Below are 19,403 nucleotides of genomic sequence, written 5' to 3'. Positions count from 1 at the left end.
AGGAGTCAGCGAACGTATGGAGTGGACTCCGGACGAACGGATATGGCCGAGTTTCCTCAGACCCCGAGGTACGCCTCAAAGGTCGTGAGGTCCTCGACGGACACGTCGAACGCGCCGATGTCGTTGTCGTCGGTCGTGTTGTCGAACGTCAGCGATCGGTATTGGTCGGGCCCCATCGGGAAGCCGGGGACGACGCTCAATCCCGTCAAGCCGATTCGCGCCAGCGCCATCGGCAGGGAGACGATCGTGATCGATCGACCCTCGGCGTCGTAGACCATCTCGGTGATCTCGCGCAGAGTGATCTTCTCCGGCCCGGCGAGCTCGTAGGTTTCGCCGGCGTGTCCGTCCGCCGTGACGGCGTCGGCCAGCATCGGGACCAGATCGGCGACGTGGATCGGCTGGAACCGCGTCTTTCGACCGCCGCCGGGCAGCGGATACACCGGCAGTCCGGGGGCGAACCAGGACTTCAACCGCTTCGTGAAGCCGACGAACTCGCCGCCGTCGCCGAAGACGACCGATGGACGGACGATCGTCGCCTCGATGTCCGCCGCCTCGACGAGCCGTTCGGCGGCACCCTTTGCGCGGATGTAGTGGGTCTCGCCGTCGGGGTCCGCACCCAGCGCGCTCAACTGGAGGAACCGGTCGACGTCGCCCGCAACCGCCGCTTCCACGAGGTTCTTCGTTCCGCCACGATGGATCTCGTCGTGGCGTTCGTTGCCGCCGGAGGGCTCAAACAGCGGCGAGAGCGCGACGAGGTTGACGACGGCGTCGTGCCCCTCAACCGTCCCGGCGATCGAATCGGCCGCCGTCACGTCGCCGACGGCGGTCTCGATCGAGTCCTCGCCGTCGAACTCGTCCGACGGCGACCGCGAGAGCGCGGTCACCGTGTGACCCCGATCCGCCAGTTCACGACACAGGTACGACCCGATGAACCCGGTTCCGCCGGCGACGAGGATCTCCATAGCCATCCCTTGGTGGAGAATCCACCTAAAACTACCGCGGGTCGGGCGACGGCGTTCCGGTCGAAGCGTGGACCGGAGTCCCGACCGGGTTGTGCTGCGGGAACGTCTCCGCCATCGTTAATTGGAACGGTCACCCCAGCGAAGGTATGCTCCTCACGCTCGAGGGCCTGGACGGGAGCGGGAAGACCACCGTCTGGGAGGCCCTCCGCGCGTCGTATCCCGACGCGGTGTTCACTCGGGAACCGACCGACAGCTGGTACGGCGACGCCGTCTATCGATCGATCGCCGACGACGACGCGGATCCACTGGCCGAGTTGTTCCTGTATACCGCCGACCACGCGAACCACCTCTCGAGCACGATCGAACCCGCGCTCGAGGCGGACGAACTGGTCGTCTCGGACCGGTACTGTGACTCGCGATACGCCTATCAAGCTGCGACGCTCGCCGACTCCCGCCTCGATCGGCCGCTCGAGTACGTCCGGGACATCCATCGACCGTTCACGCGCGAACCGGACGTCACCGTCTACCTCGACCTCGATCCGGAAACCGCGACCGAACGGTCGGGATCGACGAACAAGTTCGAACAGCGCGAGTACCTCGAGCGCGTCAGCGACAACTACGAACGGCTGATCGAGGCGGAGCCGGACCGGTTCGTCCGCGTCGACGCGACCCGGCCGCCCGCGGCGGTCCTCACGCGCGTGGAGTCGATCATCGGCGACCTTACCGACGACCGAGGCGTCGACCTCACCGACGACCGCCGGTGACACCGCGGCAGCGTGGCTCGGAGAGATGTGGCACGGCGTGGACGTGGCGCCGCGACGATCCACGACCGTCCTCAGGCGGACTCCGGCAGCTCGTACTCGTCGGGGGGGACGACGTACAGGACGTCGATCGCGACCCCGAGCGCGGTGGGGAGGAGGATCATCACCGTGAACACGGCCGCCGGCGTGCCGAGGTCGATCCCGATCCCGAACGGCCCCGAGACCACGAGCGTCGAGATCCACAACGCGACGGGGACGAGAAAGGCCACGTAGATCGCGGTTCCCCACGTGGTGTCGAGACGGATCCGGAGAAATCGGGTCATCACCGCCGCGATGAGGGTGTGAAGGCCCAACACCACGAGGAACAGGAAGACGTCGAGGATCGTGGCCATACACGGCGTACGTGGGCCGCGCTTTTTCCTCTATCGGCTTCGGCGTTACGTGTCACGCCACGAACAGCACGTCGGTCACTCGTCGATCGCCACGTAGGTCTTCGTGTCGAGGACGCCGTCCAACGCCTGAATGGCGGTGGTGGTCGTCGAGAGCACCTGATAGACCTCCGGAACCTCGAAGACGACCATCACGTCCCAGTCGCCGGCGATGACGTGGGCGGTCTCGACGCCGTCCATCTCGCGGATCGATTCGATGAGCTCCGGCGACGTTCCGACGTCGGTCTCGACCACCACGTATGCCCGAACCATACGTGAACGTATACCACACGATCGCAAAAACCTTCGTACGGTCCACACCCGGGATCGATCCGGCGGCGAAAGCGGACCGCAATCCGCCAACAGGGTTATTTCCCGGCCGGTCGTACGCCAGTGTATGAGGGTAGTTAACATTGGTTATGGGCGCGTCGGCGGCCGGACGGCCCGCGTCCTGGCCGAGGAGGGGCACACGGTGACAGTGATCGAAGCCGACCCCGACACGGCACGCCGGGCCCGCAACGCGGGGTTCGAGGTCGTGGAGGGTGATGGATCCCACGAGGACGTGCTGGAGTCCGCCGGCATTGCCGACGCCGATGCCCTCGGCGCGCTAACCGGCGATCTCAACACGAACTTCGCCGCGTGTATGATCGCGAACCACTACGATTGCCGGACGGTGATGCGCATCGATGAGGACTACCGCGAGGACATCTACCGGAAGTACGCCGACGAGGTCGACGAGGTCGTCTACCCGGAACGGCTCGGAGCGATCGCCGCCAAGAACGCGCTGCTGGGGGGCAACATTCAGGCGATCGCCGACATCGCCCAGCACTTACAGGTCCTGCTCGTGACGGTCTCACCGGAATCACCGATGCGCGGGTACACGCTCTCGGAGGTCACCCTCCCCGGCGAGGCACGGATCCTCGCGTTCGGCAAGGGGGATGCACAGCTCGGCATTCCCCTCCCCGATGACTCGCTCGAGGCCGGTGACCGCGTCGCGATCCTCGCGGACCACTCGGTCCTCGATGACGTCCGGCAGCTGCTCGTCGGAGAGACGGACCCGCCCGCTCGGGCGATGGCGGGGGGTGACCGATGAGCGTCACTGCCTACGTGATGGTGAAGGCGAACACCGGTGAGGCCGACCGGCTCAAAGCCGATCTGGCGGCGCTTGACGGCGTCGAGACCGTCAGCATCGTCGCCGGCGACGTCGACTTCATCGTCACGGTCGTTACCGAGACGCCGGCCGACGTCAAGGACGTCGCCGCGACCGCGATCCAGGACCTCGACGGCGTCGAACGCACCCAAACCTACGTCGCGATGGAGTGATCCGAATCCACGGTTGTCCCGGGTGAACGCATCGGATCGATGGCAGATGACGGATTCCCCTCCGTCCGAGCCCTTTTGGGACAGTACGACCCAGCCGCCCCGTGACCTGAGGCTCGCCCCGGTACGGGTCAGACGGGTGTGCGGCACCCCGGCCGGGATCGGAATCCGCCGCCTGCTCGCCACATCCAGCCATAATCCGAAGCCGATCGGACGATGGACCCATCCTAGCCGGGGTCAGGCCCCGTCGTTCCCATGCTGGCGGGCCTTCGATCGGATGCTCGTCACCGGTTCGGTGTAGTCGTATCCGGGGATGATCCCCTGCACGTAGGTTCCTTCCACGAAGTCGACGAACGCGGCGGCGTCCGCGACGCCGCGGGCTGTGTTCGCGTCCGTCAGCGACACCTCGACGACGATCTCCGATCCCGAACGCCGCACCGATGGATCGAGGTCCCGGGACCGCCTGGTGACCCCAGAGACGTCCTCGACGCGCAGTTCGAAGGTCTCGAGCCAGCCGTCTTCGACGACGTCAGCGACGTGCTCGTCGGTCACTGCCGACAGGGTCGGAAGCGTGACGGTGGCCGTGAACGTCGTCGCCTCGGTCACCGAGTCAGCTCCCGTTCCAGACTCGGGGTCACGCCGTTCGGACGGATCGACCGTCACACGTCCGTCGAACGCCGTCGTCGTATAGTCCCACGTCGACCCGTCGATCCGCTCGAAGGATCCGTCGGTTTCGAAGGCACGTTGGACCGACGTCGAAGCCTCGCTCATACGGAGTAGTGGGGCTGTATCGCCAAAAGTTCGTTGTGTCGATCCGATCGGGATCGGTCTCACGGTCTCACGACCACCCACATACCGGTCCCGTCGCCGACGGTGGCAGCAGCCGCCGGTTATGACGAGCTTTTTGGGCGGCGTCCCCACTGGCCGGTATGGCCGAGGAGTTCCTCTCGACGTCGGCGCTTCGCGATGCCCTCGCGGACGCCACCTTCGATCGTCCGCCAGCGATCGTGAGCAACGCGCATATCACCGGATTGAGCGTGGCACGCGCGCTGGATGCACACGACGTTCCAGTGATCGCACTCGACCGAAACGGAGACGGCGTCGCGCCGCCGTCAAACACGGTCGATTTCGCCGGCACCGTCACGTACCCGCTCGAGGATTTCGCGGGGTTCCAGGCCGATATCGAGGCGATCGTCGACGCCGTGGGCCGGGAGGTCGTTCCCTTCGGGTGTATGGACGAGTGGGCCCACGCATACGCCCGTATCGACGTCGACGGCGTTCGCCTCCCCTTCGCGGACGCGGACGTCGTCGACTCGGTGCTGGACAAATCCGAGCTGTACGCCACCTGTGAGCGGCTCGACGTCCCCTATCCGGAAACTCATCGCCTTTCCGACACCTCGATCGACGAGGCGATCGACGCCCTGGGGTTCCCGCTCGTCGTCAAGCCCGCGCTGAAACGGGAGTTCGAGGAGGCGTTCGGGACCAACGTGATCGAGGTCACCGACCGCGAGGAGTTCGCCGACGTCGTCGCCGCCGCCGACGACGAGGGTATCGACGTGATGGCACAAAAACGGGTCGACGTCGCCCCGGGCGAGGACCGGTCGCTTGCCTCCTACGTGCCGCCGACGGGCGTCGAGGAGGCGATCGGCGTCGTGGGGAACGCCCGCGTCCGGTACCCCCAGCAGTTCGGGACGTCCTGTCTCGTCGAGCGCGTCGATCACCCCGAGATCGAGGACCGGGCCCTCGGCGTGCTCGAGGAGACGGGGTACTACGGCATTAGCGAGTCGGAGTTCGTCTACGACGCAGACCGGGAGGAATATCTCCTGCTCGACGTCAACACTCGTCCCTGGAAGTGGATCGGGATGCCCGTCGCCGCCGGCGTGAACCTCCCGATGGCCGCCTACGCCGCGGTGACCGATGCGACCTATGAAGCCGACACGCCGCGTGATTCGCGGTGGGTCTACCTCCGCGATTACCTCTCGCTGCTCGGCAGCGAGGACGCCTTCTGGGACGTTCTCTCGACGGACGACTGGTCGGCGTTGCTGTCCGGATCCTTCGAGACGACGGCGGACACCGACCTCACGACCGGCGTCTACCGGCCCACCGACCCCGATCCGGCCGCGAAGCTCATCGAGACGGAGTTCACGGATCGGGAGTACTACTGCGCCTGCTGAGAAGTGCTCGAGAACCGCGGGGTCCGCGTCAGTCGTCTTCGACGATGACTTCGACCGGACCGTCATCGTCGGCGTCGCCCGCCTCCTCGTCGCTCGCATCGGCCGACTGCTTGCCCTGCCAGTAGAGGCCGGCCGCGACCGCGAGGACGACCCACGATCGCCAGCTCGCGAGGTTCAAGGTGTAGCCGATGCCGAACGGCTTCTCCACGATCATTCCCTTGCCGGGCTGCCAGTAGGACGAGAGGAGTCGGCCGAGACTCGGTCGCTCGAAGTTGTACGGGATACCCAGGAGTTCCCCGGAGGACGGTTTGTCTGCCATACGCAGGAATAGGCGGACCGACGGCTAAACCGTTTTGGCTCGTGTCGGAATCGATTCGCGATGGTGTCGCGACTCGCGGTGGCTCACCGATACCGGCCGCGGCCCTCGATCGTGCGGAGCCGATCGAGGACGTCGACGTCGCCGACCGCGGCGTATCCGGATTCGGCGGCCGCAACGAACGGATCGGGATCGGTCATCGTTCCCTGGATCGACTGCGCGAGGATATGGATGTCCATCGCGTGGTCCTCCACGTGGCCCGTGTGGTAGCCGAGCCCGAAGTCGATGAGCAGCGGCGAGTCGCCCCCGACACGAACGTTCCGCGTCGTCGGATCGCCGTGGACGATCCCGGCACGATGCAGGCGCGCGAGGTGCGCACCGACCTCGCGAACGCGGTCCGGGGTGATCGCGTCGGCCAGGTCGACGGTCCCGACGTGCTGGAGGATCAGAGTCGCGTTCGGGACGTCGACGTCGTGAACGAGCGGCGTCGGCACGCCGGCACGCCGCGCCTCGTGGAGGAGGCGCGCCTCGAGAGTGGTTCGCGTCCGCCGAAGGGTCGCATCGAGGGCCGGATGCCGGTAGTCCTTCGGGACTCGCCGCTTTCGGACCCGGTCGTCGTCGACGGTCTCGACCGTCGCTTCCGCCCCACGGCGGTCGATCGGCGTCGATCCGGTAGTCGACGTCGCCCCGACAGTCGGCGTCGACCCGGCAGTCGGCGTCGGAGACGGATCGGTGGATCCACGCCACGTCACCGGGACCTGATCGGGCCGGTAATTCGGGTCGATCGCCGAGTCGGCGATCGGGACGGTGTCGCCCGCCGCCAGCATCCGCGCGCCGAGAACGGCGATCATCCCGGCGTTGTCCCGCAGGAACCGCGGCTCCGGGGCGTAGAAGTCGACGCCGCGTTGTGCACACATCGTCGCCAACATCTCCCGGAGCCGGTCGTTCTGTCCGACGCCGCCGCCGAGTACGAGCTGGTCGTTGCCGGTCAGCGACAACGCGCGTTCGGACACCTCGGTCAGCATCGCGAACACGTGCTCCTGCAGGGAGAAACAGACGTCCTCGACGGGGACACCCTCGTCGTAGCGGTCCTTGGCGGCCGACATGATCCCCGAAAACGAGAAGTCCATCCCCTTGACGACGTACGGGAGATCGACGTAGTCGCCGTCGGCGGCAGCGCGCTCGACCTTCGGACCGCCGGGGTGTGACCACCCGACGTGTCGCGTGAACTTGTCGATCGCGTTGCCGACGCCCGTGTCCATCGTCTCGCCGAGCACGCGATAGCGACCGTCGTGGTACCCCAGAAGGTGTGCGTTGGCGCCGGAGGCGTTCAGACAGATCGGATCCTCGAACCCCGATCGATGGCGGCCGATCTCGAGGTGGGCGACCATATGGTTGACCCCCACGAGCGGGACGGCAAGCGACCCCGCGACGGCCCGAGCGGCGGTTCCGACGGTGCGCAAACACGGTCCCAGCCCGGGGCCGCGTGAGAACGCGACCGCGTCGATCCCGCCCGGATCGGCGTCGTCCTCGGCGTGGGAGAGGGCGATGTCGATGACCTCGGGGAGCGCCTCGGACATATGCTCGGCGGCCTCACGCGGGTGAATGCCGCCGCTATCCGGTTCGTACGCGTTCGACTCGATGAACACCTCGTCGGTCTCGGTGTCGTGGATCGCGGCGCTTGCACACCACGCAGTCCCTTCGATCCCGAGAACGCGCATTCAGAATTGTCGGCGCCGCGATCAGGCTTCCTCGGCTTCCGCCTCGGCCTCGTCGTCGGCGTCGACGCCGATCTTGTTGCGTTCGAGCATGTACTCCTGTTCGACCTCACGGGCATCATCCGGGGTGTCGTAGGCCTTCGCGTAGCCGATCGTCTTGCGCATTCCGAACTTCGTGTCGAGCTCGTGGATGACGACCTCGTCGGAGCCCTTATCCAGGGTCGCGGCGAGGGAGTCACGAACCGAGAGGCGGGACGGCGTGGCCTCCTCGTGGGTGATCTCGAAGCGGATGTCGGTCCGGTGCAACATAGGGTTCTCCTCCTCGGAGACGATGTCGATGTCCATGGTCAGTTATCACTACCTCCCCGCGAAAGAACTAAAAGGATTTCGAAGCCGACGTTTCCGCCGCTGTGCGCCGTCTGCCGTGTGTGGCGCCGGCAGACCGGCGCCGAAAGGCGGTCGGTTTTTGCCGGCCGGGCGCCAACCCAGCCCGTGGACGTACACGTTCGCTACGAGGGGGATGACGATCCCGAAAAATGCACGGCGCGGAAGCTCGCCCGCTTCGATCTGGTGACCCTTCATCGGTCGGACCGGGCGACGCCGCCCGGCGTCGTGTTGAATCCACACGCGGAGCGGGCGCTTTCTCCGGCCGACGCCGCGATCGCCCGGGAAAACGGGCTCGTCGCGTTGGACTGCTCGTGGGAATCGGCCGGGGAAAAGCGGTTCTCGCTGGACGGAGACCACCGTGCACTCCCGTATCTCGTCGCCGCCAACCCCGTGAACTTCGGTCGTCCGATGCAACTTACGACCGTCGAAGCCCTCGCTGCGGCGCTCGTGATCTTCGGTGAGAAACCCCACGCCGAACGCCTCCTCGCGAAGTTCACGTGGGGAGAAACGTTCCTCGAGTTGAACGAGGAACCGCTCGACAGGTATGCGGCGTGTGCCGACTCCGCCGAAGTCGTCGAGATCCAGAGCGAGTACCTGGATCGCTGACCGGACGATCATCCTCGTCCTCGTCCCCGTCTCCGCCTCCATTCCCTGCTCTACGACGTCGGTATCAGTGCCAGGTTATTATTATAATGGTGTGGGTTTATTAAATATAGCCAACTCATCGGGGTGTATTGGCAGTTGGATTAATAACTCTCGGGACGGTACGGTCGGATAATGACCGACGATGCGCCCCGCTGTGACGGGGATTGCGATGCCGGCCACGATCACGGTCCGCCGGATGAGTCGGACCCGACTGCAGACCCGGACCCGACTGCAGGATCCGGAGGGATGTCCGACGAGGAGATCCGTCAGGTTCGGCTCTCGGTTCCGGACATGGATTGTGCATCGTGCGCGAACAAGGTCCAGCAGGCGTTGACGATCGACGGCGTCGTCGACGCCGATACCCGCCCCACGATGGGGGTCGTCTCCGTGGGCTACGATCCGTCGATCGTGACCGAGGACGACGTCGTAACCGCGATCGAGTCCGCGGGATACGACGTGGTGACCGATTCCGAGGACGAAAACGGAACCGAAACCGGCGGAGAACCGCCGCTGTACCGCACGCCACGGGCGATTCGGACCGGTATCGGTGGGGTCCTGTTGGCGATCGGCCTGATCGTCGAGTGGGGACTTCCGGGGCTCGATCCCACTCTCGCGAGCGTCGGACCGTGGGCGATCACGGGATCGTGGATCGCGTACGTCCTCGCGGTCACGGCCGCTGGTCCGCCGATCCTCCGGGCGGGGTACTACTCGGCACGGGCCCTGAGTCTCGACATCGACCTGTTGATGTCGGCCGGAATGCTCGGCGCGCTGGCGATCGACGCCCCCTTCGAGGCGGCGACGCTGGCGGTGTTGTTCTCGACGGCGGAGCTGCTCGAACGCTTCTCGGTCGACCGGGCGCGAAACTCCATCGAGGAGCTGATGGAGCTCTCGCCGGACACGGCGACGGTGCTGCGCGACGATGACGACACCGGAACGCAACGGGAACGGGCCGTCCCCGCCGAATCTGTCACCGTCGGCGAACTGGTGGTCGTTCGGCCGGGCGAGAAGGTGCCGCTCGACGGGGTCGTCCGTGAGGGCACCTCCGCGGTCGACGAGTCGCCGATCACCGGCGAATCGGTCCCGGCCGGCAAGGAGCCCGGCGACGAGGTGTACGCCGGATCGATCAACGAGGAGGGCTACCTCGAGATCGAGGTCACCGCGACGGCTGAGGACTCGACGATCGCGACGGTGGTCGATCTCGTCGAGGCGGCAAGCGCCGAGGAGACGGCGGCTGAACGGTTCGTCGACCGGTTCGCCGGCGTCTACACCCCGATCGTCGTCGGGCTCGCGGTCGCGACGGTCGTCATCGGATCGCTCGTGGGTGGCGGGACGCTCGAGGTGTGGTTCGTGCGCGGACTGGCGTTGCTCGTCATCGCCTGTCCGTGCGCGTTCGTCATCTCGACGCCGGTCAGCGTCGTCTCGGGGGTGACCGCCGCCGCGCGAAACGGCGTCCTGATCAAGGGCGGTGAGCACCTCGAAGCGGCCGGCGACGTCGACGTCGTCGCGCTGGACAAGACGGGAACGCTCACCACCGGCGACCTCGGCGTTACCGACGTGATCCCGATCGGCCACGAGTCGGTCGCCGACGTGCTCTCGTGTGCGGCACGCCTCGAACGGCGGAGCGAGCACCCGATCGGACGAGCGATCGTGGATCGAGCCGCGGCGGAGGGTCGGGCCGCGACCGAGGACGGCGACGACGCGGTCGACGCCGTCTCCGACTTCGAATCCATCACCGGCGAGGGGGTTCGCGCGGAGATCGACGGGGAGACACACTACGTCGGAAAACCGGAGCTTTTCGCCGGTCTCGGGTTCGACCTCGAACACGCCCACGTCGGCGGAGGGGACCGAAGCCGATCCGACGGCGGCGAGATCCGTACCGGTGAAACCCCCACCGGCGAAACCGCCCCCAGAAACACCCTCTCCGAGGAGGTCGCCGACGGGGCGATCGCCGAGGATCTCACGGCGTGTGACCACGGGATCGCCGTCGATCTCGTCAACGAGACGATCCCGCGGCTGCAAGGCGAGGGAAAGACGGTCGTCCTCGTCGGGACGGAGACGCGACTTGAGGGAGTCATCGCGGTTGCGGACACGGTGCGGCCCGAGGCCGGGTGGACGGTTGATCGGCTCCACGACCTCGGGATCGACCGCGTCGTGATGCTCACCGGCGACAACGAACGCACCGCACAAGCGATCGGTGAGCGTGTCGGCGTCGACGAGGTTCGCGCGGACCTCCTCCCGGACCAGAAGGCCGAGGCGGTGCGGGAGCTCCGCGCGGAAACCGACGGGGGCGTGGTGATGCTGGGGGACGGCATCAACGACGCGCCCGCTCTGGCGGCCGCCACGGTCGGCGTCGCGATGGGGGCCGCCGGCACCGACGCGGCGCTTGAGACGGCCGACGCCGCGCTGATGGGCGACGATCTCACGCGGCTCCCCTACCTGATCGACCTCTCGGCGCGTGCGGCGTCGGTCATCCGCACGAACATCGCGGCCTCGCTGGGCGTGAAGGCGCTGTTGGCACTGGGCGCGCCGTTCGGGTACGTGACGATCGCGATGGCCGTCCTCGTCGGGGATATGGGGATGAGCCTCGGCGTGACGGGGAACGCCCTGCGGCTCGGGCGCGTTGAACCGACAGAACCGAACGACCGGTGACGGGACCGACCGCGAATACGTGGGAGACCTTCACACTAATATGGGTGCGGGTCCTACTGGCAGGTATGGACGCGAGCCGTCTCGAAACCGCCCTGGCCGAGGAGTTCGGTGGCAGCGCCGCCGAGCGGCGCGTCGTCGCCCGACAGGCCCGCGATCTCTCGGATTCCGGGAAGCCCAAGCGGGACCGTGGCCACGCGCTCACGGTGCCTGACGTCCTGCGACACCTCTCGGACGCGCCGGAGGGTTCGGACCTCGTCGAGCGGTGGAACTGGTGGCTGGGCGCGCTTGAGACCGCGTACGGCGGCTACGACCGGTTTACGGTTCGCGTCGTCGCCGACGACGACGAGCTCGACGTCGACCAGTGAGGACGGGACGCACGGCGGACCTGCTGGGTGACGGCGAGGCGATCGTCTCGACCCCACACTTTCAGTTTCACTCCGGAGTGTTGGCTCGGATATACCCCGTGTCGCGTCGAATCGACGTGTATGAGCTCGCGAACGCGGTCGACCCGGTTCGTCGGAACGACCCGCGTCGACGTCACCGACTGCGCGGCCACACGCATCCCCGATCGGATCGCGGCCAACGCCGTGGCTGACGCCGAGGTGTATCTCGAACGTCGCGGCGGCCGGACCTACCTCGTCACCGAGACGGCCCGGATCGACGCCCACTAGCGTCCCGGTCGCGTATCCCACCGACGATGGACGTCCAGTTCCTCGGCGGTGCCCGCGAGGTCGGCCGGAGCGCGGTCCTGATCGACGACCGCCTCCTGATCGACTACGGGATGCAGGCCGGAACGCCCCCGCAGTTCCCGGTGGGGGACGTCGATCCGGACGCCGTCGTCGCGAGCCATGGACACCTCGATCACGTCGGAGCGATCCCCGCGCTGGTGAGCGACGACGGCCGACCGCCGATCCACTGGACGCCGCCGACGCGGGAGCTGGCGCTCACGCTCGCACGAGATACCCTCAAACTTCACGGCGGCACGTTTCGGTGTCCGTTCACGGAGATCGACGTCGAGCGGGTCACGCAGGCCTCACGAACCCACGGGTACCGGGAGCCGTTCGAGGCCGCGGGATACGAGATCACGTTCTACAACGCTGGTCACATCCCCGGGAGCGCGCACGTCCTCGTCGATGACGGGGAGACGCGGCTCCTGTATACGGGGGACTTTCACACCGACGACCAGCGGCTCGTCGCGGGGACGACCGCGCGCCCCGACGCCGACGTCGTGATCTGCGAGAGCACCTACAGCGACGTATCGCACGCAAACCGTGCCGACGTCGAGGATCGCTTCATCCGGAGCGTCGAGACGACGCTTTGGGAGGGCGGCACGGTCGTCGTCCCGGCGTTCGCGATCGGCCGGACGCAGGAGCTGCTGCTCGTCTGTGCGGCACACGACGTCCCCTGTTACGTCGACGGGATGGGAAAGGGGGTAACCGAGATGCTGCGACACCACCCCGCGTTCGTCCGCGACGCCGAGGCGCTTCGGCGGACGACGTCGCACGCCCGGTTCGTCACCGGTCGCGATGGGCAGCGCACGCGCATCACCGATCAGCGGGCCGCGATCGTGACAACCAGCGGAATGCTGTCCGGCGGCCCCGCGATGACGTACATCCCCGAGATCCGGTCGAACCCGGTGAACAAGATCACGATGACCGGCTACCAAGTCGAGGGAACCCCGGGGCGGGAGCTCCTCGAAACCGGCAGCGCCGAGATCGACGGCCGGATGATGCCCGTCAGCGCGCAACTCGAACAGTACGACTTCTCCGCGCACGCCGACCGCGAGGGGCTTCGATCGTTTCTCGAGCCGTACGTCGAGTCGGGATCGCGGATCCTCGTCGTCCACGGGGACCGGTGTCGAGCGTTCGCGGATGCGCTCTCGACGGCGAGCGGGGACGCGAGTGCGCCCGCCGTCGGTGAGACGCTCCACCTCGGCTCGTGAGTCGGCCGGCGGCGCATTGGTCGGCGGCGTCGACGCGGCGTCACCGACGAGCACAGAGTTTGCCAACGTGCGAGAGTATTTTGGGTGCGGCCGTTCAGGTATCGGTATGAGTGACGAGCCAGGTTCGGACCGCCGCTCCCCGGTCGGGGAGCCGGTCGTCCGGGCCGACCCCGAGATCACCGGCGACCGGGCCGCGGAGGCGATCGGCTTCGATCCCGACGATCCCGACAGCGTCGCGGAGGCAGCGACGGTCGTCCACCGGTTCGCGACCGGCGACGTCGGCGGCGACGACCACGTGCTGATGTTGCGTGGAGCAGCCGCCTGCGCGGCGCTCGTCCGTGGAACCGGGTCGTATAAACACGCGGCCGAGCGGGCCGGCGACGGGGTCTCGGTTTCGTTCATTCGGAAGTGGGCCCGCGTCCACGACCTGCCACAGGCGATCCGCCGTCACGTGGCTCGTGGACACATCCCGCCGACCGCAGCGAAACACATCGCGCGCGTCGGCGGCCGAGACCGGTATCTGCTTGCATGGGGGGCCATCGACGGCGGTCTCACCGTTCGCGACGTGCGGGCGATCGCCTCGGACGTCAACGACGGCACGCCGATCGAGGCGGCACTTCGTGAACACGACGTCGTCCCCGGTCGGATCACGCTCGACCTCCCGATCGACGCCTACGTCGCGCTTCGGCGCGAGGCATCGATGCGGAACGAGGGTCCCGGGTCGATCGTCGGCACGGCGCTCGAGGCCACCGATCGGGACGACAACCGGGACGCCTGATCGAGGCGACGACGACCCACGAACGCGTCACGGATCGGGCGTTCGATGGTGCCCCGTTTCGAACTCGGACCGGCCGACTCGGGGCGGTTTCCAAAGGTCTTTGCCCGTTGCGATCCTTACGACAGTCGATGGATGACGCCGTGCGGGCTCGTGAGGCCGCACGCGAGGCGCTTGCGGACGTAGAGCCGACGCGCCTCCGTGCGGTCCTCGACGAGAGACTGGTCGATGCCGCCGTGACGCCGGGGGTTCTCGCGATCGTGACCGCGCGGGCGCTATCGCCCGACGTCGCAGCCGACCACGTCGAGGAGCGCGCCGCCGGCGTCCAGCTGATCTACGAGGGGCTTCGACTCACCAGACAGCTCTCCCACGAGGAGCCCTGGGTCACTGCCGCGGACGGTGCGGACATCGACGCCGACCTCGACGTGCTCGCCGCCGACGTGCTCGTCTCGCGTGGGTTCTCGCTGCTCTCGCGGACCGAGGCCGCGACCGCGGCCGTCGAGGTCGTCCGCGCGTTCGGCCGGGACCAGACGCTCCGGGAGCGCCCCGACGCGGACACGCTCGCCCTGGACCGGAACCTTGAGGAGGACGTCTTCGAGCTCGCCGTCGTCGCCGGCACGACCGCCGTCGGTGGCGATCCCCCGACCGACCTGCTCGCGTACGCACGCGAGCTTGCCGCCGACTACGACGGCGGCTTCCCGCCCGCCGGCCAGGCCCTCTCCGACGGGACCGCCGACCGGATCGCGACCCTCTCCGAGGAACGCGTCTGACGGAGACGACGACGTCGTGATCGACGAGGCGATCGAAACGCCACCTGATCGACGGGCGATCCGACCGCCGTGTGAGGGTGTCGCGGTGCCCGAACGGATCGAAACCCCTAAAGACGAATCCGCTCAACCGACGTATGCGCATCGAGCGCCTGGGTAGCTTAGCGGTAAAGCGCGTCCTTGGTAAGGACGAGACCCCGAGTTCAAATCTCGGCCTAGGCTTAAGCGGTCTTACAGGCTCTCTCGGCTGATTTCGCCCTTCTCAGGAGAGCCAAACGATGTCCAATAACGCACGAAAACGCTACAACCCGATAGCCGCGCCGTCTTGCGATTCGAGAAAGTGTCATGGCACACAAACAAACCGAGGGATGCGACGATGACCAACCAACCCGATCCCCTCGACAACCTTCCCGCTGGAGATGGCACTCCACGGGATGGCCTACCGCCAGCTCCGGAGTCTGTCGATTTCGACTTCCCGCTCGTCAGCGAACGTTCACGCGAAGACCTCGAAGCATACGGGCTCAATATGGTCGAGGACTACCACGATTTCAAGCAGGAAGTTCTCTCGTGGCTCGCCACATACGGAAAGAACCCAGAGAAAGGTCAGGGCCTCGCAGAGAGCACCCTTCAGTCAACACACTACAAGCTGGAGATCGTTTTTCGGTGGCTCTGGGAGGACGAAGACGCCTACACGACAGCCCTCACACCGGATCACGCCGACCGCTTCATCCGTCTCCTCAATCGCTCAGACGAGATGGCCGACTCCAGCGTGCTTCACTACGGGAAAGCTGTACAACGGCTATTCAAGTACCAGAACCAGATCCACGGAACCGACTACGACTGGGAGCCGAAACCCGAACTGAGTCAGGCGACCGGTGACGAACGGGATTACCTTCGTCGAACAGCCTTCAAGCCGCTCTACCAGGCCGCGCTGGAATACAACTCTGTCAAGAGCTATCATAGTGAGATGTCCACCGAGGAGCGTGATCGGCTCAAGACACACGTCTCACAGCGCCTCGGTATCCCCAAGGCAGAGGTCGGACCCGAGCACTTCGAACAGGCGAACTCGTGGAAGGAGCCATCAATCATCGCAGTGACGCTGGATACGGGACTCCGGCCCATCGAAGTCGGTCGAGCCAGCACAGACTGGGTCAATCTTGAGAATAACGAACTCAACATCCCCAAGGACGAGTCCACGAAGAACGAGGCTCACTGGAACTGTTCTATCAAGAAACGCACGTCAAGAGTCCTCGAACGGTGGTTGGAGGAGCGAGCAACGTACGACAAGTACAATGGTCGGAACGAACTCTGGCTCACGAAGCAAGGAAGCAAGTACAGTTCGAAGTCGTGTAACTATCTACTGAGTCGTCTCGTTGATGAGGGTAATCTCCCCATCCCGGACCACAAGGAGATCACGTGGTACTCGATTCGTCATGGGGTAGCTACCTACTGGGCAAATCACATCGGTCCACATCACGCGAAGGAACAGCTCCGTCACAAGAGCGTCACTACGACGATGAAATATCTTCACTCCGACGCTGAAACTCGCAACGACGCCGCCGAGCAGATCTGGTAGACACCCTGCTGTCGGAGCATCAGCCTACGTCGCGACAGCAGGGTCGCGCTGTCCTTCGATTTTTGCCTGACATATCAAAGTATACATATACTAACAAGTGTTTTACATAAACAACAATTCAGGGAAATGATACCAGGCTCAAGAGAGGCATCGCTCGCCAACCAACCAGCAAAACGAACAACCGAAACTATGAGCAACGATACGAACGATCTTGGAAAGCCACTCGACAACAACATGACCAAGGGCGGGTTCTCGCGCTACACGATAGCCAGCCTGCTCCAGAAGGGTGTCCGGCGAGGAGATCGAGAACGCGCGATGTGGGCCGTGTTCGAACTGTGTCGATCAGGGTACAGCTGGAACGCTTGGGATAGGCTCCAGGTTACGATGATAGAAGATAACCGCCTCTCGATCACCGAAGCCGACCTACTGCCCGCCATCGAACGACTCCGACAACTTGCGACGAAGAAGTGGGATCCCGACGAGGGGATGGGGATCGCCTGTGCGATGCGGGCCGCCAGCCTTCTCGCCGAAGCTGAGTCCGGGCGTGAATTACTACCAATGAAGAACTCGTGGTTGGAGATCGCCGAAGATCGGATGGAGGCACTTCGCCGTGGTGAACAGCCAGAGCACGACTTCCCTGTCCCGCCAGAGGACAAGAATCTCGGCGAGCTGGACTACATCGTCAACGACACGCACACTGCGACAGGTTCCAGAGCAGGTCGCAACATAGCGCACTACCTGATCGAGTCGAGCCGGACGACCAATCAGTCAGAACTCGGCCAGCAGTACCAGCGACTGATCATGGAGCACGAGATCAGCTACGACCTCACTGACGAGCAGATAGAGCACGGGACGACACCTGTCTCCGAAGACGAACCCTGGGAGTACGACCGTGAAATCGGCTTCCCGCGTCACTGAGGGGACTTAGACCCCCCCAGATTTCTGCTCCACACCCCGATTGATAGGGGACACTACGGGGGCCAGGGCCACTTTTACCCGAGGGCAAGGTCTCACGGACTCACGCCGAACACCTCATGCGTTATCTGTATCAGGTCAGCAAACTTCCTCGCAACTTCATCCTGTATCTCCTCGTCGTATAATGGCTCAACAGACTCGATCTCCCAGGTGAACATCACGACTCGATTGATTGACCGTGAATGGCTCACCTCGAATCCCTGCTGTCGGAACTTTGACTCAGCGTTCCGTACAGTCTCAACAAGCTCATCGCCGTTTTTGACGTCCAAGGAGACTCGGACAGTGTCATGTTCAATCGGTTTCACTCTTAGACTGTATTCGATTCCCTCGGGATGATCTGGGTTCTGTGACCGCAGGACGGGTTGACGACGGGAAAAATCCGATACTACAGCATCGGGGTTCTGGGCGTGGACGAGATCACCAACGTAGCTGAGAGTCCTGTCTACAATCTGGCGACTGATGTCTTCGTATGTCGGCTTACCGTGTCTGTCTGGTCGAACCTCACGTAGGTCGTAATCCACGACAACATTACTAACAAGAAAATCAGTCTGCTCATCGGGATTGTTGTATAGCCGCACCTCCTGACACTGAAGATTCAAGCCCTGATCTTGGAGGTAGCGAGCATTTTGCGCCGTTTGGTCAGTGATCTCCTCGGCGAGTACAACGAGTCGTTGCTGTTGGTTGAACCATCCCGACTTCAGCGGTTGCCCGAAGACCGACTCGAAAGCATTGTCCAGTTCTTCTGCGGGAACAGCTGAACTGTCTACCTCCCATTCGTCTGTCTGAACCTGCTGTCGGTACTCCTGATACAGCTCGTTCAGGTCGTCATAGTCGAACGGTGCCAGCGCACGAGCATACTGCTGTGGTTGCGAAATTATCGACTCCTCGCTCGCACTCCCCGAACCGCTCAGCCCCTTCTTTAGCTCGAACACAACGACGTTACCGAACTGATCAAGTGCGACGAGATCAGGAAGACCGGGATCAAGACTCGGCTGGCGGCTGAAGATGAAGACTTGCTCGTTCAGCAACAATTCAGGGCTTTGGTGAAGTATGGATTCGAGATCTTGCTCGGTCTCCACTGGTTGGTGGTTGAGTTCCGATACACTGGTTGGTTCGTCGGCTGGCGTGGGTTTTGATTTGAACGCTCTCATACGTTCGAACGATACATCAGAACCATAGCATATAGAATTGAGTACCATAGGCTAAAGACTAAGATACTCTATGCTACCGAGATGAGACAGACATGCTATACATAGTGGAAAGGGGACCGCAGAGTGATGCGGTCACGTGTTCCGTGGATGACCAGTGCCGATAATCGCATCCTGGAGTTTCTCCACGAGAAGGACATCGTGGCCACGCCGCACGTCATTTCAGCAAACATCGACTACAGTCAACAGTACGTCAACGAGCGCGTCCGCATCTTGGTACAGAATGATTTGCTCGAACAGACTGAGGGCGCCCTATACCGGATCACGGACCGAGGACAAGCCTACCTCACCGGAGATCTTGATGCCGAAGATCTACCACCGAAACACGAAGAGGAGTAGCTCTGAGAGCAGGATGGTGTCATCGTCATGGGTGTCAATTGACGGTGGCCTAATCGCGTGCCAGCAAGGTTGTAGGCTTGGATAAATTGCCAGAATACCCGCTTCAGACGCACCGATCACTCGGCGATTCCAGATTACTGTGCCGAGCCGGTGTGGTCGGGGGGTGGAAAACTGGTATAAGGGGAGTAGCCCGTCTATTAATACAGAATATGAACATCACGACGGTCAGCCTGGACAAGAGCACGCGGGACGCGCTCGCCTCGCTCAAAGAACAGGAGTCCCATCCCCACTACGACGCGACGGTTTCATGGCTCATCTCGGAGGTGGAGACTAACGACTGATTGATCAGTCGGAGGACGCCGAGCATAAGGGAGAGTGCTCGGCGAAAGGCCGATGCGGAGGCCACGGGATTCACGAGTGGGGCACTCCGTGCTAAAACCTACGCACGGGGTCCGCTTGGC

Annotated in this window: 23 protein-coding genes and 1 tRNA gene; 16 read left to right on the top strand and 8 right to left on the bottom strand. The window is 64.5% G+C overall.

Features of this window, described 5'->3' with window-relative positions:
- Positions 1-56: 56 nt before the first annotated feature.
- Entirely contained in the window at positions 57-962 is a 906-nt protein-coding gene (locus OQF70_RS03010; protein WP_280535755.1) for a complex I NDUFA9 subunit family protein, read from the bottom strand.
- A 146-nt stretch (positions 963-1,108) separates the two neighbouring features.
- Between OQF70_RS03010 and tmk the strand changes: the two genes are divergently transcribed.
- Entirely contained in the window at positions 1,109-1,726 is a 618-nt protein-coding gene (tmk, locus tag OQF70_RS03005; RefSeq protein WP_280535754.1) for a dTMP kinase, read from the top strand.
- Between the two features lie 71 nt (positions 1,727-1,797).
- Here tmk and OQF70_RS03000 read toward each other — a convergent pair whose 3' ends face one another.
- Entirely contained in the window at positions 1,798-2,115 is a 318-nt protein-coding gene (locus OQF70_RS03000) for a hypothetical protein (protein WP_280535753.1), read from the bottom strand.
- 75 nt (positions 2,116-2,190) lie between these two features.
- Positions 2,191-2,424 carry an Lrp/AsnC ligand binding domain-containing protein gene (locus OQF70_RS02995; RefSeq protein WP_280535752.1) on the bottom strand — a complete coding sequence of 78 codons (234 nt, stop codon included), beginning with the start codon at positions 2,422-2,424 and terminating at the stop codon, positions 2,191-2,193.
- A gap of 124 nt (positions 2,425-2,548) precedes the next feature.
- On the opposite strand from OQF70_RS02995, the gene OQF70_RS02990 reads away from it, so the two are divergent.
- Both OQF70_RS02990 and OQF70_RS02985 read left to right on the top strand, forming a co-directional pair.
- Positions 2,549-3,244, top strand: coding sequence for a TrkA family potassium uptake protein (locus OQF70_RS02990; protein ID WP_092817656.1), 696 nt, complete (start codon positions 2,549-2,551; stop codon positions 3,242-3,244).
- Positions 3,241-3,474 (top strand): Lrp/AsnC ligand binding domain-containing protein, encoded by a 234-nt coding sequence (locus OQF70_RS02985; protein ID WP_092817655.1) that lies wholly within the window; start codon positions 3,241-3,243, stop codon positions 3,472-3,474. Before OQF70_RS02990 ends, OQF70_RS02985 begins: the two co-directional genes overlap by 4 nt.
- Positions 3,475-3,708: 234 nt before the next feature.
- On the opposite strand, the gene OQF70_RS02980 is transcribed toward OQF70_RS02985, so the two are convergent.
- Complete coding sequence (locus OQF70_RS02980) at positions 3,709-4,242, bottom strand: DUF5813 family protein (RefSeq protein ID WP_280535750.1); 534 nt, start codon at positions 4,240-4,242, stop codon at positions 3,709-3,711.
- A 158-nt stretch (positions 4,243-4,400) separates the two neighbouring features.
- On the opposite strand from OQF70_RS02980, the gene OQF70_RS02975 reads away from it, so the two are divergent.
- The gene (locus tag OQF70_RS02975; RefSeq protein WP_280535749.1) at positions 4,401-5,645 is read left to right on the top strand and encodes a carboxylate--amine ligase; all 1,245 of its coding nucleotides are present in this window, start codon (positions 4,401-4,403) and stop codon (positions 5,643-5,645) included.
- Positions 5,646-5,673: 28 nt separating this feature from the next.
- Here OQF70_RS02975 and OQF70_RS02970 read toward each other — a convergent pair whose 3' ends face one another.
- The 3 genes from OQF70_RS02970 to OQF70_RS02960 form a co-directional block, all read right to left on the bottom strand.
- A complete protein-coding gene (locus tag OQF70_RS02970) occupies positions 5,674-5,964 on the bottom strand; it encodes a DUF5808 domain-containing protein (protein WP_280535747.1) in 291 nt (96 codons plus the stop codon).
- An 83-nt stretch (positions 5,965-6,047) separates the two neighbouring features.
- The gene (locus tag OQF70_RS02965; protein ID WP_280535746.1) at positions 6,048-7,682 is read right to left on the bottom strand and encodes a bifunctional N(6)-L-threonylcarbamoyladenine synthase/serine/threonine protein kinase; all 1,635 of its coding nucleotides are present in this window, start codon (positions 7,680-7,682) and stop codon (positions 6,048-6,050) included.
- Positions 7,683-7,703: 21 nt separating this feature from the next.
- Positions 7,704-8,024: a 30S ribosomal protein S24e gene (locus tag OQF70_RS02960; protein ID WP_280535745.1), complete on the bottom strand. Its 321-nt coding sequence runs from the start codon at positions 8,022-8,024 to the stop codon at positions 7,704-7,706.
- A gap of 147 nt (positions 8,025-8,171) precedes the next feature.
- Between OQF70_RS02960 and OQF70_RS02955 the strand changes: the two genes are divergently transcribed.
- The 10 genes from OQF70_RS02955 to OQF70_RS02910 all read left to right on the top strand — a co-directional run bounded on the left by OQF70_RS02955 (position 8,172) and on the right by OQF70_RS02910 (position 17,338).
- On the top strand, positions 8,172-8,672 hold the full coding sequence (locus tag OQF70_RS02955) for a DUF367 family protein (protein ID WP_280535744.1): 501 nt from the start codon (positions 8,172-8,174) through the stop codon (positions 8,670-8,672).
- 285 nt (positions 8,673-8,957) lie between these two features.
- The gene (locus OQF70_RS02950) at positions 8,958-11,360 is read left to right on the top strand and encodes a cation-translocating P-type ATPase (RefSeq protein WP_280535890.1); all 2,403 of its coding nucleotides are present in this window, start codon (positions 8,958-8,960) and stop codon (positions 11,358-11,360) included.
- Between the two features lie 65 nt (positions 11,361-11,425).
- Positions 11,426-11,725 carry a hypothetical protein gene (locus OQF70_RS02945; protein WP_280535743.1) on the top strand — a complete coding sequence of 100 codons (300 nt, stop codon included), beginning with the start codon at positions 11,426-11,428 and terminating at the stop codon, positions 11,723-11,725.
- Between the two features lie 120 nt (positions 11,726-11,845).
- Entirely contained in the window at positions 11,846-12,031 is a 186-nt protein-coding gene (locus OQF70_RS02940) for a hypothetical protein (RefSeq protein ID WP_280535742.1), read from the top strand.
- A 26-nt stretch (positions 12,032-12,057) separates the two neighbouring features.
- On the top strand, positions 12,058-13,302 hold the full coding sequence (locus OQF70_RS02935; protein WP_280535741.1) for an MBL fold metallo-hydrolase: 1,245 nt from the start codon (positions 12,058-12,060) through the stop codon (positions 13,300-13,302).
- Between the two features lie 106 nt (positions 13,303-13,408).
- Positions 13,409-14,080, top strand: coding sequence for a hypothetical protein (locus tag OQF70_RS02930; RefSeq protein WP_280535740.1), 672 nt, complete (start codon positions 13,409-13,411; stop codon positions 14,078-14,080).
- Positions 14,081-14,208: 128 nt separating this feature from the next.
- Positions 14,209-14,847: a hypothetical protein gene (locus OQF70_RS02925; RefSeq protein WP_280535739.1), complete on the top strand. Its 639-nt coding sequence runs from the start codon at positions 14,209-14,211 to the stop codon at positions 14,845-14,847.
- A gap of 147 nt (positions 14,848-14,994) precedes the next feature.
- Positions 14,995-15,066, top strand: a tRNA-Thr gene (locus OQF70_RS02920).
- Positions 15,067-15,220: 154 nt separating this feature from the next.
- Positions 15,221-16,420, top strand: a complete 1,200-nt coding sequence (locus tag OQF70_RS02915; RefSeq protein ID WP_280535738.1) for a site-specific integrase — start codon at positions 15,221-15,223, stop codon at positions 16,418-16,420.
- Between the two features lie 189 nt (positions 16,421-16,609).
- Positions 16,610-17,338, top strand: a complete 729-nt coding sequence (locus tag OQF70_RS02910; protein ID WP_280535737.1) for a hypothetical protein — start codon at positions 16,610-16,612, stop codon at positions 17,336-17,338.
- 92 nt (positions 17,339-17,430) lie between these two features.
- Here the strand turns inward: OQF70_RS02910 and OQF70_RS02905 are convergent, their stop codons facing one another.
- Positions 17,431-18,546, bottom strand: coding sequence for a hypothetical protein (locus OQF70_RS02905; RefSeq protein ID WP_280535735.1), 1,116 nt, complete (start codon positions 18,544-18,546; stop codon positions 17,431-17,433).
- A 147-nt stretch (positions 18,547-18,693) separates the two neighbouring features.
- On the opposite strand from OQF70_RS02905, the gene OQF70_RS02900 reads away from it, so the two are divergent.
- Positions 18,694-18,942, top strand: a complete 249-nt coding sequence (locus OQF70_RS02900; RefSeq protein ID WP_280535734.1) for a MarR family transcriptional regulator — start codon at positions 18,694-18,696, stop codon at positions 18,940-18,942.
- Positions 18,943-19,151: 209 nt separating this feature from the next.
- Complete coding sequence (locus OQF70_RS02895) at positions 19,152-19,283, top strand: hypothetical protein (protein WP_280535733.1); 132 nt, start codon at positions 19,152-19,154, stop codon at positions 19,281-19,283.
- The last annotated feature ends 120 nt before the right edge of the window (positions 19,284-19,403 follow it).

It is taken from the genome of Halopenitus sp. POP-27 (genome assembly GCF_029889855.1).
GTDB lineage: Archaea > Halobacteriota > Halobacteria > Halobacteriales > Haloferacaceae > Halopenitus > Halopenitus malekzadehii.
The sequence above is the reverse complement of the archived record's forward strand: the minus strand, read 5'-3'. Positions and strand labels throughout refer to the sequence as shown.

Bases quoted from the DNA above. Each gene is read 5' to 3' on its own strand.
- OQF70_RS03010 (WP_280535755.1), bottom strand. From the start codon at position 962: ATGGAGATCCTCGTCGCCGGCGGAACCGGGTTCATCGGGTCGTACCTG.
- tmk (WP_280535754.1), top strand. From the start codon at position 1,109: ATGCTCCTCACGCTCGAGGGCCTGGACGGGAGCGGGAAGACCACCGTC.
- OQF70_RS03000 (WP_280535753.1), bottom strand. From the start codon at position 2,115: ATGGCCACGATCCTCGACGTCTTCCTGTTCCTCGTGGTGTTGGGCCTT.
- OQF70_RS02995 (WP_280535752.1), bottom strand. From the start codon at position 2,424: ATGGTTCGGGCATACGTGGTGGTCGAGACCGACGTCGGAACGTCGCCG.
- OQF70_RS02990 (WP_092817656.1), top strand. From the start codon at position 2,549: ATGAGGGTAGTTAACATTGGTTATGGGCGCGTCGGCGGCCGGACGGCC.
- OQF70_RS02985 (WP_092817655.1), top strand. From the start codon at position 3,241: ATGAGCGTCACTGCCTACGTGATGGTGAAGGCGAACACCGGTGAGGCC.
- OQF70_RS02980 (WP_280535750.1), bottom strand. From the start codon at position 4,242: ATGAGCGAGGCTTCGACGTCGGTCCAACGTGCCTTCGAAACCGACGGA.
- OQF70_RS02975 (WP_280535749.1), top strand. From the start codon at position 4,401: ATGGCCGAGGAGTTCCTCTCGACGTCGGCGCTTCGCGATGCCCTCGCG.
- OQF70_RS02970 (WP_280535747.1), bottom strand. From the start codon at position 5,964: ATGGCAGACAAACCGTCCTCCGGGGAACTCCTGGGTATCCCGTACAAC.
- OQF70_RS02965 (WP_280535746.1), bottom strand. From the start codon at position 7,682: ATGCGCGTTCTCGGGATCGAAGGGACTGCGTGGTGTGCAAGCGCCGCG.
- OQF70_RS02960 (WP_280535745.1), bottom strand. From the start codon at position 8,024: ATGGACATCGACATCGTCTCCGAGGAGGAGAACCCTATGTTGCACCGG.
- OQF70_RS02950 (WP_280535890.1), top strand. From the start codon at position 8,958: ATGTCCGACGAGGAGATCCGTCAGGTTCGGCTCTCGGTTCCGGACATG.
- OQF70_RS02945 (WP_280535743.1), top strand. From the start codon at position 11,426: ATGGACGCGAGCCGTCTCGAAACCGCCCTGGCCGAGGAGTTCGGTGGC.
- OQF70_RS02940 (WP_280535742.1), top strand. From the start codon at position 11,846: ATGAGCTCGCGAACGCGGTCGACCCGGTTCGTCGGAACGACCCGCGTC.
- OQF70_RS02935 (WP_280535741.1), top strand. From the start codon at position 12,058: ATGGACGTCCAGTTCCTCGGCGGTGCCCGCGAGGTCGGCCGGAGCGCG.
- OQF70_RS02930 (WP_280535740.1), top strand. From the start codon at position 13,409: ATGAGTGACGAGCCAGGTTCGGACCGCCGCTCCCCGGTCGGGGAGCCG.
- OQF70_RS02925 (WP_280535739.1), top strand. From the start codon at position 14,209: ATGGATGACGCCGTGCGGGCTCGTGAGGCCGCACGCGAGGCGCTTGCG.
- OQF70_RS02915 (WP_280535738.1), top strand. From the start codon at position 15,221: ATGACCAACCAACCCGATCCCCTCGACAACCTTCCCGCTGGAGATGGC.
- OQF70_RS02910 (WP_280535737.1), top strand. From the start codon at position 16,610: ATGAGCAACGATACGAACGATCTTGGAAAGCCACTCGACAACAACATG.
- OQF70_RS02905 (WP_280535735.1), bottom strand. From the start codon at position 18,546: ATGAGAGCGTTCAAATCAAAACCCACGCCAGCCGACGAACCAACCAGT.
- OQF70_RS02900 (WP_280535734.1), top strand. From the start codon at position 18,694: ATGACCAGTGCCGATAATCGCATCCTGGAGTTTCTCCACGAGAAGGAC.
- OQF70_RS02895 (WP_280535733.1), top strand. From the start codon at position 19,152: ATGAACATCACGACGGTCAGCCTGGACAAGAGCACGCGGGACGCGCTC.